The organism is Rhizobium album, from assembly GCF_003122325.1.
GTDB classification, from domain to species: Bacteria; Pseudomonadota; Alphaproteobacteria; order Rhizobiales; family Rhizobiaceae; genus Metarhizobium; species Metarhizobium album.
In genome coordinates, this window is the sequence record NZ_QFBC01000009.1 from 177188 (window position 1) to 192934 (window position 15747).

Sequence of the window (15747 nt, forward strand, 5' to 3'; positions counted from 1 at the left end):
GCGAGAGCGAATTCGCATGACCGATACATCGCATATGCCCCTTGTTCCGCATGACGTCGGGACGCAGCTTTTCCGCGCTCGCTCGCATTCCGTCGAAGTCGAGGCGAAACCGAGAACCGAGGTGACGGAGAGGCCGCGCAGCTTCAATCCGCCGGCGCCGAAGCGGTATTATTTCTACCTGATGGCACCGGCCATCGCGATCCTCGCCTTCATTTCGCTTTATCCGTTCTTCTGGTTGATCTTCCTGTCGCTGCAGGATGTCGACATCGGCGGCGGCAAATGGGTCGGCATCGACAACTACGTCAAGCTTTTCAGCGATAGCCGTTTCATCAACGGCTGGATCCTGCTCCTGAAGTACAGCGTCATCTGCCTTGCCGTCCAGCTGACCGTCGGCGTCATGCTCGCCGTCGTCGTCAACAATTCCCGCTATGAGCGCTTTCTGGTAACGGCGCTGCTGATGCCGATGATGATGGCGCCTGCCGTCGCCGGCCTGCTCTGGCTGTTCCTCTACAACGGCACCTTCGGCTGGTATCACTGGATCCTGCAAAGCCTCGGCATCCTCGGCAGCGCCTCGATCCTGGCACGGGCCGACACGGCCATGATCGCGGTCATCGTCGTCGATGTCTGGCAGTGGACGCCGCTGATCACCCTGATCGCCCTTGCCGGCCTGAAACGCGTACCCCGCGACCAGCTGGAAGCCAACATGGTCGACGGTGCCTCGCCGCTGAGGAATTTCTTCTCGATCACGCTTCCGAACCTCTATCCGGTCCTGCTGATCGCCGTTCTTCTACGCTTCATGGACAATTTCCGCTTCATCGACAGCCTGCTGGTGCTCACCGGCGGCGGACCCGGCAGCGCCACGAAGATCCTGCCCGTCTACCTGTTCGAGGTCGCCTTCAAGTTCTTCAAGCTCGGCCGCGGTGCCGCCATCGCGCTGACCCTGTTGCTGGTGACCATCATTCTCGGCAAGATCCTCGTCCGGGTCTTCGAAAACCCCAAGTCCGGCAGGAGCTGATCCATCATGGCATCCCGTGACGTCGTTTCTTACGAAACACCCTTCACCCGCATCGCGCGATACGCCTCGATCGTCTTCGTCGTCCTTTATCTCGTCTGGACGCTGCTGCCCTTCCTGGTCATGTTCATGTCGTCCTTCAAGGACCTGCTCGAAGCATTCAAGCTTCCTGCCGTCGGCGACTGGTCGGGCATCGGCATCTTCTTCGAGTTCACGCCGACGCTGAAGCATTATCGCAGCCTGTTCGTCGACAACAGCTTCGCGACCTATATCGCCAACAGCCTGATCGCGGCGGGCGGCTCCGCCGTCATTTCGGTGATCTTCGGGTCGCTTGCCGCCTATAGCCTGTCGCGTGTCGATTTCCGCGGCAAGCAGGACCTGTTCTTCTGGATCATCTCGACGCGCATGGCGCCGGTCGTCGCCGTCATGGTGCCGCTCTATTCGATCTTCCGTTCGCTCGATCTCGTCGGAACGCTGCCCGGCCTGATCCTCGCCTATACGACGTTCAACCTGCCGTTCGCGATCTGGATCCTCAAGGGCTTCTTCGACAACGTGCCCTTTGCGATCGAGGAAGCGCAGATGGTCGATGGCGCTACCCGCTTCCAGGCGTTCCGGTCGATCCTGCCGCTCGTCGCCCCCGGCATCGGCGCCTTCGTCGTGCTCTGCATCCTGTTTGCCTGGAACGACTTCCTGTTTGCGGCGATCATCGGTTCGGGCGGCGCCAAGACGCTGCCGGTTGCCACCCGCGAGCTCGTCCAGCCGCAGAACATCCAGTGGGGCGCGATCATGGCCGCCGGTGTGGTGACCACCCTGCCGATGATGGCGCTCGGCCTCGTCATCCGCAAATATCTCGTCACCGGTCTCACCATGGGCGCCGTCAAGGAATGATATCGGCAGCGCGCCGGCCAGGCGGCGTGGCGCGCGCCAAAACCGTGTTTGGAGGATTGAAATGGCATCTGTCACCATCAAGAACGTCTGGAAATATTACGGCGAGACCCCGGCGGTCAAAGACCTCAACATCTTCTGCCCGGATGGCAGCTTCGTCTCGATCCTCGGCCCCTCAGGCTGCGGCAAGTCGTCCACCATGCGCATGCTGGCGGGCCTGGAGCATATCAGCGCCGGCGACATCCTGTTCGACGACCAGCGGATCAACGACCTCGCGCCGAAGGACCGCGACGTGGCGATGGTCTTCGAAAACTACGCGCTGTATCCGCACAAGTCGGTGTTCGACAACATCGCCAATCCGCTGCGTTTGCGCAAGATCAACGAAACGGTGGTCAAGGAACGTGTAACAGCTGCGGCGACCCTTTTGGAGATCGCGCACCTGCTCAACCGTCGCCCCCATGAATTGTCCGGTGGACAGAAGCAGCGTGTCGCCATCGGCCGCGCCATTGTCCGCGAACCGAAACTCTTCCTGTTCGACGAGCCGATCGCCCACCTCGATGCCAAACTGCGCGCTCACATGCGCGGCGAAATCAAGCATCTGCAGCGCACGCTCGGCACGACGATGATCTATGTGACGCACGACCAGCTCGAGGCGCTGTCGATGGCCGATTACATCGCCGTCATGCATGATGGCGAGTTGCAACAGTGGGGAACGCCGTCCGAAATCTTCAACAAGCCCGTGAATGCCTGGGTTGCCGGCTTCGTCGGCGAGCCGGCGATGAATTTCTTGACCTGCAGCGTGACGTCGCGGGGCGACGATGTCGTGCTCCGCCATCGCAATTTCGAGATCCCGCTTCTCGCTGGCCAGGTATCGCAGATCAACGGCTCGTCGCAGGGCGGGGCGGTTCGCATGGGCGTGCGGCCGGATGCGCTGTCGATTTCCATGGAGCGGCCGGACGACGCGGCGATCCAGGGCGAGATCTTCGTCAACGAGCTTCTGGGCGGCGACATGCTGGTCGATGTCTCGCTGGAGGATTGCCGCGTCCGGGTCAAGACCTCGCCGGAATTCGCCGGAAAACCGGGAGAGCCGTGCTATCTCACGGTGAACCGGCAGAAATGGCATGTCTTCGATAGCCAGGATGGCCATGCCTACTTCTGACATGCGTATTTCTGAGGAGGAAGCTGATTGCAGAGCGAGACCGACTATTCCGAGGCGTTGGATGCCTTTCTGCGAACACGGGTCACCGAGAGGGGAACCGCAGGCGTCGTGCAGGCCTACCGGGCGGTGCAGGCCATGCCCTATCGTTCGGTTGCCGACCGCACGCCGCTGACGGCGCTGCGCACCGGCGTCGGCGCCTGCACGGCAAAACATCTCATCCTGCGCGACCTCCTGCGTCGCATGGGGGAGGAGGCCGTGATCGAAGTCGTTGAAGGCGATTTTGCATCGGGCATTCCGGTGCATGACAGCATGTCGCAGCCGCTGCAGGCAGCGTTGCGCGAGGGCGGCGTCATCGACATGCACTGCCGGGTGCGGCTCTCCGGCGCCGACGGCACCCGTCATCTCGATGCGACATGGCCGCTGGAGATGCAGCGCTTCGGCTTCGAGGTCGATCGCGACTGGGCAGGGCAGGGGGATACGCGTCAGGCGATCGCCAAGGTCGTCGTTCGTTCGGACGACGACGACGTTCTCGGCACCAAGGCAAGACTGCTTGCCGGGCTCTCGGAGGAGGAGACCCGGAAGCGATTGGAATTCCTGCGCCTGCTGACCGAATGGTTGGCCGGGCAGGACAAGAGGTAGAGATCAGAGCTTCGGGAGGGGAGCATATATGGCATCGGCAGTAGAAAGAGCGTTTGTCGGTATCGATGCCGGCACGACGGGCTGCACGGTGATCATTTTCGACGAGCATGGCAATGCGCTCGGCAATGGTTACCAGGAATATAGTTGCAGTTCACCCCAGCCCGGCTGGATCGAGCAGAGCCTTGACGACGTCTGGGCCGGCATATGTTCGGCGACGCGTCAGGCGGTGACGAAGGCGGATCTGCCGGCTTCGGCCTATCATTCCGTCGGCCTGTCCAGCCAGCGCGGCACCTTCGGGATTCTCGACGAAAACCGCGTTCCGCTGATGAATTCTCTGGTCTGGAACTGCGGCCGGGCGCTGAAAAGCGTCGAGGCGATCCATGCCGCCTTCACGCCGGAGGAACACCAGAAGCATACCGGCATGGCGATCAGCCCGCTCTGGGCGGCGGCGAAGATCGTCTGGCTGCGGGAAAACCGGCCGGAACTGTTCGAAAAGACGCGCTGGTTCGTCAACGGCCAGGAATTCTTCCTCTGGCGGATGGGCGCCGACGACTGGTCGACCGACCCGGCCTCGCTGACGCTGAACGGCATGATGGACATCGCCAAGCTCGACTGGAGCGACCGCATCCTCGACGTCTGCGGCATCGGCCGCGACCGCCTGCCGCCGGTCGGCACGCCCGCGGCAGAAGCCGGGCGTCTCTCCAGGGCCGCCGCGGAAGCGACCGGCCTGCCCGAAGGCATGATCCTCTGCCGCGGTGCCGGCGACCAGCAATGCGCCGCGATCGGCGCGGGCGTCATCCGCCAGGGCATGGCCGAATTCACCGTCGGCACGTCGGGCGTCATGGTCGCCCATCTCGATGATGTCAGCAAGATCAAGGGCAACAAGCTCTGGTGGGGTGGCCACGGCGTACCCGGCGCCTGGGACATCGAGGGCGGCGCCTTCTCGCTCGGCGCCTCGCTGCGCTGGTGGCGCGACCAGCTCGGCCGCAACGAGATCGACGCCAGCAACCAGCGCGGCGGCTTCAGCCCTTACTCGATCATGGTCGAGCAGGCGGCTCGCTCCAAGCCGGGCGCCAACGGCGCCATGTTCCATTCCTTCATGGCAAGCCAGGTGACGCCCTATTACGACGCCGTCGCTCGTGGCGGCTTCCTCGGCCTCGGCCTCTATCACGAACGCCACGACCTGATCCGCGCTCTGCTCGAAGGCTGTGCCCATGAGATGAAGATGGTGTTCGACGCCTTCCAGACCGATGTCGAGGGCGGCGTGACCGACTTCCGCTTGACCGGCGGCGGCACCAAGTCGGCCGGCTTCGCCCAGATCATGACCGATGTTATCGGCGTACCGAGCACGGTGACGAAGGAGCGCGAATGCACGGCGCTCGGCGCCGCCATCCTTGGCGCCTATGGCTCCGGCGCCTTCTCCAGCATCAACGAGGCAGTCGGTGCCATGGTGCAGGTGGAGAGCACGTTCGAGCCGAACCAGAAACTGCAGGAACTCTACGGCGAGCAGCACGCCATCTATCGCGGCATCTACGAGGCGATCGCAAAATCCGGCCAGTATGCGGCGCTGAGCGAATTCTCGCAGAAATATCAATAGGGTTCGTCGAGAAGGCGAACCTTCGAACGAGCGGGCCATGCCGGGAGGAGCCGGGGACGCCCGAAACAAAAGAGAGGAGACAGACTATGCCTATTCCCGGTATGCGTGGCATGGAGCACATCGGCTTCACCGTGCCCAACCTTGACGAGGCCTGCGATTTCTTCGTCAACATCCTCGGCGCCGAGGTACTCTACACGGCGGCGAAGAATTTTGGCGCCCCCGACGACTGGATGAAGGTGCACCTGAACGTCGATCCGCGCTGTGTCATCAAGGAATTCCGGTATGTGCGCCTCGGCAACGGCACGAATCTGGAGATCTTCGAATATGATGCGCCGGACCAGGTAAAGGTGCCGCTGAAGAACAGCGATGTCGGCGGCCACCACCTGGCCTTCTATGTCGACGACATGGATGCCGCCATAGCCTTCCTGAGAGCGAACAAGGTCAAGGTTCTCGGCGAACCGACAGCCTATACCGAAGGCCCGAACATCGGCCTGACATGGTGCTATTTCATGGCGCCCTGGGGTCTGCAGCTCGAAATCGTCTCGGCGCCGAACGGCACCGTTTTCGATCGCGAAGCAAAGGCCGCCGGCCGCACGCGCCTCTTCCACCCGGCATTCGTCGCCGAAACGACGATCTGATCGGCCAATATCCTATCGGCTCGCCCGTGCTCCACTGCGGGCGGGCCGATGGCGCGCATGGGGAGCGGTCGGGCAAACCGCATCCCGGCCGTGCCACAACCGGCTTGACTGGTAACAGTTGACGTTCAAGGATACCGGGAAGGGCATTGTCGGCAAACGCGAAACTGAACATCCTGATCGAGCTGACGAAATAGACGGCCGTGGTCCTGCCGGAAAGAGGAGTTCCGGCCGGGCTGCAGGTGACATTTAACCAAACCGTGGAGGAGATGACATGCTTGAAGAAAGCCCCGGCACAAAGATCGATACCGTGCTTTCAAAGCTTGGGAAGGCCTTGGAAAAAGGCGATATCGACGCCGTCGTGAACCTGTTTCAGGCCGATTGCTACTGGCGGGATCTGGTGACCTTCACCTGGAACCTGCGGACACTGGAGGGCCGCGACCAGATCCGGGATATGCTCACGCATCAGCTGGCTGCGATCGCTCCCTCCGGTTTTCGCCAGGACGAAAAGGAGGTGGCGAGCGAAGACGACGGCGTTACCCAGGGCTGGTTCGAATTCGAAACCGGAGCCGCCCGCGGTTACGGGCATATCCGCCTGAAGAACGGTCTGATCTGGACCCTTCTGACCACCATGTCGGAGCTGAAGGGACACGAGGAGCCGAAGGGACCGATGCGGCCGAAGGGCGTCCAGCACGGCCACGACAGGGCGCGCACCACCTGGTCGGAAAAGCGCGCGCAGGAGGCGGCCGAACTCGGCTACAAGACACAGCCGGACGTGGTGATCATCGGCGGCGGCCAGGGCGGCATCGCGCTCGGTGCGCGTCTGCGCCAGCTTGGCGTGCCCACCATCATCATCGAGAAGAACGATCGGCCGGGCGATAGCTGGCGCAAGCGCTACAAGTCCCTGTGCCTGCACGACCCGGTCTGGTACGACCACCTGCCCTATATTCCCTTCCCGGAAAACTGGCCGATATTCTCGCCGAAGGACAAGATCGGCGACTGGCTGGAAATGTATACCAAGGTGATGGAGCTGAACTACTGGAACTCCACCACCTGCAAATCCGCCAGTTATGACGAAACGACCAAGGAGTGGACCGTCGTCGTCAATCGCAACGGTGAGGATGTCGTCCTGAAACCCAGGCAACTGGTGCTGGCGACTGGCATGTCGGGCAAGGCGAACATCCCGGTCTTCAAGGGACAGGACGTTTTCAAGGGCGAACAGCAGCATTCGTCGCAACATCCGGGGCCGGACGCCTACAAGGGCAAGAAGGTCGTGGTGATCGGCTCCAACAATTCCGCCCACGATATCTGCGCGGCGTTGTGGGAAGCCGGTGCCGACGTCACCATGGTGCAGCGTTCCTCGACTCATATCGTCCGGTCGGATTCGCTGATGGAGGTCACGCTTGGCGGGCTCTATTCGGAGCAGGCGGTGGCAGCCGGTATCACGACACGCAAGGCCGACCTGATCTTTGCCTCGATCCCCTACCGGATCTTGCCCGAGTTCCAGATCCCGCTCTATGAGACGATGAAGGAGAGGGATGCCGATTTTTACGCCGCGCTCGAGAAGGCCGGCTTCATGCATGACTGGGGCGTCGACGGGTCCGGCCTGTTCATGAAATACCTGCGCCGCGGCTCCGGCTATTATATCGACGTCGGTGCCTGCGACCTGGTCATCGACGGCTCGATCAAGCTGAAATCGGGGACCGATGTCGATCAGCTGACGGAAACCGGCGTCAGGCTGCAGGACGGCACCGAGCTTCCCGCCGACCTCGTCGTTTATGCCACGGGCTATGGTTCGATGAACGGCTGGGCCGCCGACCTGATTTCGAGGGATGTTGCCGACAAGGTCGGCAAATGCTGGGGCCTCGGCTCCGATACCCCGAAGGACCCGGGCCCCTGGGAAGGCGAGCTCCGCAACATGTGGAAGCCGACGCAACAGGAAGCCTTGTGGTTCCACGGCGGCAACCTGCATCAGTCTCGGCACTACTCGCTGTATCTCGCCTTGCAACTGAAGGCGCGGCAGGCGGGGCTGGAAACGCCCGTTTACGGCCTGCAGGAACGGCACCACCTTTCCTGATCGAGGCGCCGACGCAACCGCCCGCCGGGAATGGCGGGCGGATAGCCGCAAGACGGCGGATGTCACTTGCGATAAGTTTGCTCCATAATATAAAGAAATATCTATATAATATATTTGAGGCTGCCTTGCCTTTACCCCTGTTTGCGCTGTTTCTGGCAGCCTTCGCATTCGGCACCACGGAATTCGTCATTGCCGGGATTCTCCCCGATGTGGCGACAGGGCTTGGCGTGTCGATCCCTTTCGCCGGTTACCTGGTGTCCGGTTATGCGTTGGGCATTGCGGTTGGAGGACCGCTTTTGACCATGGCGACCCGGCGGATCTCGCGCCGTTCGATTCTCGTCGCGCTGACGATCGCCTTCTGCCTGGGGCAGGTCGCCTGCGCGATGGCGCCGAACTTTGCCGCCATGCTGCTTTTCCGCATCGGCACCTCCATCGCCCATGGCGCCTATTTCGGCATCGCGATGGTGGTTGCGGTCAGCCTGGTGCCGAATTCGGCGCGGGGGCGGGCGGTTGCCCTGGTGCTGGCGGGACTGACGGTTTCGAACATCATCGGCGTGCCGGCCGGCGCGGCGATCGGTGGGATCTGGGGATGGCGGGCGACATTCTGGGCGATGACGTTGATCGGCGTGATGGCCTTGGTCGCCATCTGGTTGCTGATCCCGCAAACGAAGCTGGAGCGCCGCGAGGAGCATCATCTGGGCCGCGAAGTGCGCGTTCTCGGCCGCCAGCAGGTCTGGACATCGCTGATCATCATGCTCGCTTTGATGATGGGCCAGATGGTGCCGTTCACCTACATCACGCCGCTGCTGCAGGAGGTGACCGGCCTCGACGCCATGGTCGTTCCGTGGGTGCTGCTGCTCAACGGCGTCGGCGCGACGCTCGGTGTCTTCATCGGCGGACGGCTGGCGGACTGGAAGCTGATGCCGTCGCTGATTGCGCTGCTCGCCGTCCAGGCGGGGATGCTCGTCGTCCTTTATCTGGTCAGCCCCTATGCCGTGCCGATGACGGTCGCGATCTTCATCTGGGGCGCGCTCAATTTTGCGATCGGCACTCCGGTGCAGGCCCGTATCCTGACCTGGACCGCCGATGCTCCGGGCCTGGCGTCGTCGCTCATCCCTTCGGGCTTCAATGTCGGCATCGCCATTGCGGCAGTCGTCGGCGCCGCCTTGCTCGATGGCGGATACGGATATCGCAGCCTGCCGGTGATCGGCGCTGTCACGCTCGCCCTCGGCTGCCTCGTCGCTCTTCTGTCTGCCTTGCAGGAGAAACGCAGCGGCATCGCTCCGCCGGTTCCGGCGTCGGCCTGAAAAATGCGCTCGCGCCAGCCGAAGCAAACGCGAGCACGGAATTAATCTGCGGCCGAAATCCGCGCCGCAGAGATGATCACGACATGATCAGGCCGCCATCGACATTGATGGTCTGGCCGGTAATGTAGGCGGCATCGGCCGAGGCGAGGAAGGCGACGAGGGCACCGACCTCGGCGGGCGTGCCGGCCCGGCCCATCGGAATGCCTTCGACCCATTCGGCCATCAGTTCGCCCGGACCGTATTCGCCGAGCATCTTGCCCCAGACGCGGTCGTTGTAGTCCCACATTTCGGTGTGGATGATGCCGGGGCAAATGGCGTTGGCGGTAATGCCTTCGCGGGCGAGTTCCTTCGCCAGGCTCTGGGTCAGGCCGACGACGCCGAATTTCGAGGCGGCGTAATGCGGCGTATAGATGAAGCCCTGGCGCGCCTGGCCGGAGGCAGTGTTGACGAGCCGGCCCTTCGTGCCGCTGGCGCGGAAGCGGCGGATCGCCTCCTGGCAGCAGAGGAACACACCCTTGGTGTTGACGTCGAGGTTGAGATCCCATTCGCGCTCGGTGAGGTCCTCGACCTTGGCGATGGTGATGACGCCGGCATTCTGCACCGAGACGGAAAGGGTGCCGAGCTTCGCCTCGGCTTCGCCGTAGGCTTCGCGGATGGCTTGCGCATCGGTGACGTCGAGGGCAAAGCCGATCACCTCGGCCCCGGTTTCCTCAGCCAGCGCTTCGGCGGCAGCATCGGTGTCCTTTTCGATCGCGGCGATGGCGACCTTTGCACCTTCTTCCGCAAAGCGCTTGGCGATGCCGCGCCCGATGCCCTTGTTGCCTCCGGTGACGAATACTGTCTGGCCTGCGAAACGTTTCATGGTCTTTTCTCCATAATGCGCAGGCCGGCCGAAGACTGATCCCGTCTGGATCAGGCGGTCAACCGGGCTGCAGTGAATTTGTCGGTGACAAGCACATCGATGACGCCCAGTTTCAGGGCGCCGGCGATGGCCTGGGTTTTGGATTCGCCGCCGGCCAAGGCCATGACGCGGTCGGTCTTGCGAAGCTGTTCCAGCGACAGGCCGATGACCCGGTCGTTGAGCGGGGTTTCGACGGGCTTGCCGTCCTTGTCGTAGAAGCGGTAGGAAATCTCGCCGACGGCACCGGCCTCATGCAGCATCGCCATTTCCTGGCGGGAAAAGACGTTGCCGGAGCGCGCCAGCAGTTCGGACGGCTCGACGGCGCCGATGCCGACGATCGCCAGGCTGAGACGACCGAAAAGATCCATGGTTTCGCGCACGACCGGGTCGGCAAGCATCACGAGCTTGGCTTCGCGCGACGAGGTGATGCCCTGCACGAGCAGAAGCCGTGGCTCGCCGCCGGTGAGTTTCGCCAGACGGGCGGTCAGCTGCGTCGCATGGGTCTGGACCGAGGCATCGCCCATGCCGCCGAGGATCTGGACGATATATTTGGCCTTGGCGTTCTTCAGCGGATGGATGTTGTCGACCATGCGCAGGATCGTCTGGCTCCAGCTGGAAACGCCGATGATCTCGTCCTGCTGCAGCGTGACTTCCAGAAAATGAGCCGCAGCCTCGCCGATGCGCGCCATGATCGCCCCGTCGCGATCCTCGGAACAGTCGATGACGATGGCTTCGGTCAGCTTGTAGCGCTCACGCAATGCCGTTTCGAGTTCGGCAAACGTGCCCGGCGGGGGGATGACCGTGGTGCGGACGATGTCTTCCTGCTCTGCCCGTTTCAGCATGCGCGAGACGGTTGCCTGCGACATATGCATGATCTCGGCGATCTCCGCCTGCCGCTTGCGCTCGACGTGGTACATCTGAGCGATGCGGGCGATCAGTCGCATTTCGTTGACCCGTCCCATAGGCTTCTCCAGCTGTGAATTTTTATTCACTCATAGAGGAAGGGCCGGGAACGGTCGAGCGGTAGATTGCGTCCTGCCAGACCAGAAGCCTGTCCTTGGCATCGCAGGGGCGGGGCGTGATCAGATTGCCGGCGCGCGGCAGGGCGGCGATGGCGGCGAGATCCGGCCAGACGCCGAGTGTAAGGCCGGCGAGGTAGGCCGCGCCGAGCGCCGAGGCTTCCGGCGCGTCGCACTGGGTGAGGCCGTGGTTCAGCGTATCGGCAACACATTGCATCAGGAAGGTGTTCCTGCTCGGGCCACCATCGGCATAGAGGCGGCCGAGCGGCGTCGGCGATTGCGCCGACATCGCCTTGAAGACGTCGTGGACTTGGAAGGCCATGGAATCGGTCACGGCCCGGGCCATCTGCGCGCGGGTGGTATTGAAGGTGATGCCGGCAAACAGCGCCCGGGCATCGGAATGCCAATAGGGTGCGCCAAGCCCGACGAAGGCCGGCACGAAGCCGGGCGTGCCGGGTTCCGCGGTGGCGGCGAGGTCGGTCAGGGCCTGCACGTCGGGAAGACCCAGCATATCCGCCATCCACGGCAGGGCCGCGGCCGAAACCAGGATATTGCCCTCGAAGGCATAGGTGGGCCGGCCGCCGATCGACCAGGCGATGGTCGTGGTGATGCCATGCTCGGGAGCGATGAAGCTCGGCAGCGTCGTCATGATCGACGAGCCGGTGCCGAAGGTGACCTTGCCGTCGCCGGGTTCGAAGGCGCCGTGGCCGAAGAGGGCGGCATGGCTGTCGCCGATGGCGGATGCGATCGGGATGCCGTCCTTCAGGCCGGCCACGCCCTTGGTCACGCCGAAGCGGGCGGCGCTGTCGCGCACTTCGGGAAGGGCGGATTTCGGAACGCCGAAGAGCGCGCAGAGTTCGTCGCTCCAGACCTGGCGGTTGAGATCGTAAAGCTGGCTGCGGGCGGCGTTGGCGGCATCGCAGGCGTGGACAGTGCCGCCGGTAAAGCAATGGATCAGCCAGGCATCGATGGTGCCGAGGCGGACATTGCGGCCGGGCGGAACGCGATCCAGCAGCCACTTCATCTTCGGGCCGGGGAACATCGGGTCGATCGGCAGGCCGGTGAGCGCCTGCACGCGCGGCGCGTGGCCGGCGGCGATCAGGTCGGCGCAGGCGGGCGCGCTGCGGCGGCATTGCCAGCTGACCACGGGACCAAGCGGTTTGCCGGTCTCCGCGTCCCAGAGGGTGACGGATTCGCGCTGGTTGGAAATGGCGATGCCGAGGATGTCGACGGCGGGGCCGGCCTCGAGGCAGGCGGCGATTGCCTCCTGCACCGATTGCCACAGGCGCACCGGGCTCTGCTCGACCCAGCCGGGCTGCGGATGCTCGATGCCGACGGGCGAGGCGCCGCGCGACAGGATCTCGCCGGTCGTGGAGACGAGCACGGCCTTGGAGTTCGTGGTGCCCTGGTCGATGGCAAGGATGGCGGTCGTCATGGCGGCTCCGGCAAGCAGGAATTTTTGAGCGCGGCGAAAGGGAGGGGTTGCCGCGCCCAGCAGGAATTCAGACGCAAGCTTATGCGCGAGACTTCCGTGCGATCAAAGTGATAGCCGCTTCGGCGATGGCGGCGGGAGACATGCCGAACTCGTCCAGCAGGAACTCCGCCGAGCCGGTCGGCGCGAAGATGCCGGGTACGCCGAGGATCTTCATCGGCACCGGCGCTTCCGACACCACGAATTCCGCAACCGCCGAGCCGAGGCCGCCGATGACGGAATGCTCTTCCGCCGTCAGGATGGCGCCGGTGTCGCGGGCAGCAGCGACGACCGCATCGACATCGATGGGACGAACCGAGGCCATGTTGAGCACGCGCGCCTCGATGCCCTGTTCGGCGAGGATATCGGCAGCTTTCATCATGCGGTGAGTCAGCGTACCGTTGGCAAGCAGAGTGACGGCGTCACCATCGCGCAGCAGGTTGGCCTTGCCGAGCTCGAATTTGTGGCCCGCTGGCAGCAGGTCGGGAACGCCGACGCGCGAAAGCCGCAGGAACACCGGACCGTCATACTGCGCCGCCCATTCGACGGCCGCAGCCGTCTCGATGGAATCGCAGGGGGCGACGACAGGCAGGTTCGGCAGGACGCGGGTCCAGGCGAAATCCTCGATGGAATGGTGCGTCGGGCCGAGTTCGCCATAGGCCATGCCGGAGGAAATGCCGATCAGCTTCACATTGGCGTTGGAATAGGCGATGTCGGCCTTGATCTGTTCCAGCGAACGACCGGTCAGAAAGCAGGCGGCGCCGCAGACGAAGGGCAGGAGGCCGCCATTGGCGAGGCCGGCGCCGACGCCCACCATGTTCTGTTCGGCAATGCCGACATTGACCAGGCGCTCGGGCCACCTCGACTTGAAGCCGCCGAGCTTGGAGGAGCCGACCGAGTCGTTGCACACGGCCACGATCTTGGAATTCTCCGCGCCGAGGCGTTCGAGAACGGCAACGAAGGCGTCGCGGCAGTCGTGCAGCTTGGGAGAAGTCACAACGTCTTTCATCACAGGGCCTCCGACAGTTCAGCTACGGCAATCTTGTATTGTTCGGCGTTGGGCACCTTGTGATGCCAGTCGACCGTGTCCTGCATGAAGGAAATGCCGTGGCCCTTGTTGGTATGGGCGACGATGCAGTGCGGGCGGTTGCCGCGCTTTTCCAGCGCCGGGACGATTTCGTCCATCGAATTGCCGTTGATCTCCGTCACGTCCCAGCCGAAAGCGCTAAGTTTGGCGGGGAAGGGAGCGAGATTGTTGGTGTCCTTCAGCGACGCGCCCTGCTGGAACCGGTTGTGGTCGATGATCAGCGTCAGGTTGTCGAGGCCGAATTGCGCGGCCGAGGCGATCGCCTCCCAGTTCGAACCTTCCTGCATCTCGCCGTCGCCGGTCATGACATAGGTATGGTATTTCGCGCCGGTCAGTTTCGCGGCTTTCGCCATGCCCACCGCGACCGGAAGACCGTGGCCGAGCGGGCCGGTGTTTGTCTCGACGCCTGGAACCTTGTTGCAGTTCGGATGACCGTTCAGGCGCGAATGCGGCTTCAGGAAGGTGCTGATCTCATCCTCGGGAATGAAACCGCGCTTCGCCAGCGTCACATAAAGCGCCAGGGCAACGTGACCCTTCGACAGCACGAAGCGGTCGCGCTCCGGGTTCTTCGGCTGATCGGGCCAGATGCGCAACACCCGGAAATAAAGCGCCGTCAAAATGTCGATGGCTGACATTTCCCCGCCGATATGGCCGGCGCCGGCTTCGAAAACCGTTTGCAGATCGCGAAGGCGGATCTGTCGAGCGATGCGGTCGAGATCGTTCGGCTGCATGGAATCCTCGTTGTGAATAAATATACAGTTGCACATATATTTGCACGACTGCGATCCAAGTCAAGCGAAATTGGCGGCATTGGATCAAATATTAAGAATGCGTGCACTATTGACAGGTCGTGAAATGCCGGTTACGAATTTACACACATTACTGAATAATTATGCAAGACGCCGAAGCGAGGCGCTTGCTGGTTCGGGAGGAGGAGCGCTGATGACGGCGGCAATCAAGGAAAGACAGGGATTTGCAGGCGGAATGATTCCGTCGCTCCGCGGAGCGACAGGCCCGCTGATCGGATTGATCGTGCTTTGCCTTTTCCTCTCGTTCGCGACGGACAAGTTCCTGTCGGTGCGAAATTTCCTCAACGTGCTCGACCAGATCACGGTGCTGGGTGTCATGGCCGTCGGCATGACGCTGGTGATCCTGATCGGGGGCATCGACCTCGCGGTCGGCTCGGTCATGGCGCTGGCGATGATGGTGCTCGGTTATCTCAACGTCGTCGCCGGCGTGCCGATGTGGCTGGCCATCCCGCTCGCGCTCGCCGCCGCCTCGGCCAACGGGCTTGTCGCGGGCATCCTGATTACACGCTTCAATGTTCCGGCCTTCATCGCCACGCTTGCCATGATGTCGATGACGCGCGGCATCGCCAACATGATCACCGACGGCCAGCAGATCATCGGTTTTCCGGCCTGGTTCAACATGATGGCCATCGTGCGCTTCGGCGGCTTCCTGACGCTGACGGTTGCCGTGATGATCGCGGTCTTCGCCATCGGCCTTCTCTACCAGCGCTATCGCCATGGTGGCCGCGTGCTTTATGCCATCGGCGGCAACGCCGAAGTGGCCCGCCTTGCCGGCATCAACGTCCAGCGCGCCACCGTGCTCGTCTATGTGGTCTGCAGCTTCCTCGCCGGCCTCGGCGGCATGGTGCTGGCGGCCCGCCTCGACTCGGTCCAGCCGTCCTCGGGCGTTTCCTACGAACTCGACGCCATCGCCGCGGTCGTCATCGGCGGCACCTCGCTGTCGGGCGGCACCGGCGGCATCGGCGGTACGATCATCGGCGTGCTGATCATCGGCGTGCTGCGCAACGGCCTCAACCTGCTCAGTGTCTCGCCCTTCATGCAGCAGGTCATCATCGGCGCCGTCATCGTGCTCGCCGTCACGGCCGAAACCTACCGCAAGCGCAAGTAACGACTTTCACGCCGCAGCCTCAGCGCTGCGGGGGACTGAAA

The 15747-nt window shown here is 63.1% G+C and carries 14 protein-coding genes; 9 read left to right on the forward strand and 5 right to left on the reverse strand.

Annotated elements, in window-relative coordinates:
- Window positions 1–16: 16 nt before the first annotated feature.
- The 8 genes from DEM27_RS19585 to DEM27_RS19620 all read left to right on the forward strand — a co-directional run bounded on the left by DEM27_RS19585 (window position 17) and on the right by DEM27_RS19620 (window position 9311).
- Window positions 17–1015, forward strand: a complete 999-nt coding sequence (locus DEM27_RS19585; protein WP_109459938.1) for a carbohydrate ABC transporter permease — start codon at window positions 17–19, stop codon at window positions 1013–1015.
- 6 nt (window positions 1016–1021) lie between these two features.
- Window positions 1022–1900 (forward strand): carbohydrate ABC transporter permease, encoded by an 879-nt coding sequence (locus tag DEM27_RS19590; protein WP_109459939.1) that lies wholly within the window; start codon window positions 1022–1024, stop codon window positions 1898–1900.
- 61 nt (window positions 1901–1961) lie between these two features.
- Complete coding sequence (locus tag DEM27_RS19595) at window positions 1962–3056, forward strand: ABC transporter ATP-binding protein (protein ID WP_165823496.1); 1095 nt, start codon at window positions 1962–1964, stop codon at window positions 3054–3056.
- 27 nt (window positions 3057–3083) lie between these two features.
- Complete coding sequence (locus tag DEM27_RS19600) at window positions 3084–3695, forward strand: hypothetical protein (RefSeq protein WP_109459940.1); 612 nt, start codon at window positions 3084–3086, stop codon at window positions 3693–3695.
- Window positions 3696–3723: 28 nt separating this feature from the next.
- The gene (locus tag DEM27_RS19605) at window positions 3724–5292 is read left to right on the forward strand and encodes an FGGY-family carbohydrate kinase (protein WP_109459941.1); all 1569 of its coding nucleotides are present in this window, start codon (window positions 3724–3726) and stop codon (window positions 5290–5292) included.
- Between the two features lie 86 nt (window positions 5293–5378).
- Window positions 5379–5930: a VOC family protein gene (locus DEM27_RS19610; RefSeq protein ID WP_109459942.1), complete on the forward strand. Its 552-nt coding sequence runs from the start codon at window positions 5379–5381 to the stop codon at window positions 5928–5930.
- A 271-nt stretch (window positions 5931–6201) separates the two neighbouring features.
- Window positions 6202–8004 carry an NAD(P)/FAD-dependent oxidoreductase gene (locus DEM27_RS19615; protein ID WP_109459943.1) on the forward strand — a complete coding sequence of 601 codons (1803 nt, stop codon included), beginning with the start codon at window positions 6202–6204 and terminating at the stop codon, window positions 8002–8004.
- 125 nt (window positions 8005–8129) lie between these two features.
- The gene (locus DEM27_RS19620; RefSeq protein ID WP_205908930.1) at window positions 8130–9311 is read left to right on the forward strand and encodes an MFS transporter; all 1182 of its coding nucleotides are present in this window, start codon (window positions 8130–8132) and stop codon (window positions 9309–9311) included.
- 76 nt (window positions 9312–9387) lie between these two features.
- On the opposite strand, the gene DEM27_RS19625 is transcribed toward DEM27_RS19620, so the two are convergent.
- From DEM27_RS19625 to DEM27_RS19645, 5 genes are all read right to left on the reverse strand, one after another.
- The gene (locus DEM27_RS19625) at window positions 9388–10173 is read right to left on the reverse strand and encodes an SDR family oxidoreductase (RefSeq protein ID WP_109459945.1); all 786 of its coding nucleotides are present in this window, start codon (window positions 10171–10173) and stop codon (window positions 9388–9390) included.
- 50 nt (window positions 10174–10223) lie between these two features.
- Window positions 10224–11174, reverse strand: coding sequence for a sugar-binding transcriptional regulator (locus tag DEM27_RS19630; protein ID WP_109459946.1), 951 nt, complete (start codon window positions 11172–11174; stop codon window positions 10224–10226).
- Between the two features lie 22 nt (window positions 11175–11196).
- A complete protein-coding gene (locus DEM27_RS19635; protein WP_109459947.1) occupies window positions 11197–12666 on the reverse strand; it encodes an FGGY family carbohydrate kinase in 1470 nt (489 codons plus the stop codon).
- Between the two features lie 79 nt (window positions 12667–12745).
- A complete protein-coding gene (locus DEM27_RS19640) occupies window positions 12746–13711 on the reverse strand; it encodes a transketolase family protein (protein ID WP_109459948.1) in 966 nt (321 codons plus the stop codon).
- Window positions 13711–14520 carry a transketolase gene (locus DEM27_RS19645; protein ID WP_165823497.1) on the reverse strand — a complete coding sequence of 270 codons (810 nt, stop codon included), beginning with the start codon at window positions 14518–14520 and terminating at the stop codon, window positions 13711–13713. The genes DEM27_RS19640 and DEM27_RS19645 overlap by 1 nt, the downstream gene beginning before the upstream one ends.
- Before the next feature lie 211 nt (window positions 14521–14731).
- Between DEM27_RS19645 and DEM27_RS19650 the strand changes: the two genes are divergently transcribed.
- Entirely contained in the window at window positions 14732–15706 is a 975-nt protein-coding gene (locus DEM27_RS19650) for an ABC transporter permease (RefSeq protein ID WP_109459950.1), read from the forward strand.
- Window positions 15707–15747: the final 41 nt, after the last annotated feature.

What these genes read in the sequence shown, in the direction of transcription:
- DEM27_RS19585 (WP_109459938.1), top strand. Translation starts at nt 17, where the DNA reads ATGACCGATACATCGCATATGCCCCTTGTTCCGCATGACGTCGGGACG.
- DEM27_RS19590 (WP_109459939.1), top strand. Translation starts at nt 1,022, where the DNA reads ATGGCATCCCGTGACGTCGTTTCTTACGAAACACCCTTCACCCGCATC.
- DEM27_RS19595 (WP_165823496.1), top strand. Translation starts at nt 1,962, where the DNA reads ATGGCATCTGTCACCATCAAGAACGTCTGGAAATATTACGGCGAGACC.
- DEM27_RS19605 (WP_109459941.1), top strand. Translation starts at nt 3,724, where the DNA reads ATGGCATCGGCAGTAGAAAGAGCGTTTGTCGGTATCGATGCCGGCACG.
- DEM27_RS19610 (WP_109459942.1), top strand. Translation starts at nt 5,379, where the DNA reads ATGCCTATTCCCGGTATGCGTGGCATGGAGCACATCGGCTTCACCGTG.
- DEM27_RS19615 (WP_109459943.1), top strand. Translation starts at nt 6,202, where the DNA reads ATGCTTGAAGAAAGCCCCGGCACAAAGATCGATACCGTGCTTTCAAAG.
- DEM27_RS19625 (WP_109459945.1), bottom strand. Translation starts at nt 10,173, where the DNA reads ATGAAACGTTTCGCAGGCCAGACAGTATTCGTCACCGGAGGCAACAAG.
- DEM27_RS19630 (WP_109459946.1), bottom strand. Translation starts at nt 11,174, where the DNA reads ATGGGACGGGTCAACGAAATGCGACTGATCGCCCGCATCGCTCAGATG.
- DEM27_RS19635 (WP_109459947.1), bottom strand. Translation starts at nt 12,666, where the DNA reads ATGACGACCGCCATCCTTGCCATCGACCAGGGCACCACGAACTCCAAG.
- DEM27_RS19640 (WP_109459948.1), bottom strand. Translation starts at nt 13,711, where the DNA reads ATGAAAGACGTTGTGACTTCTCCCAAGCTGCACGACTGCCGCGACGCC.
- DEM27_RS19645 (WP_165823497.1), bottom strand. Translation starts at nt 14,520, where the DNA reads ATGCAGCCGAACGATCTCGACCGCATCGCTCGACAGATCCGCCTTCGC.
- DEM27_RS19650 (WP_109459950.1), top strand. Translation starts at nt 14,732, where the DNA reads ATGACGGCGGCAATCAAGGAAAGACAGGGATTTGCAGGCGGAATGATT.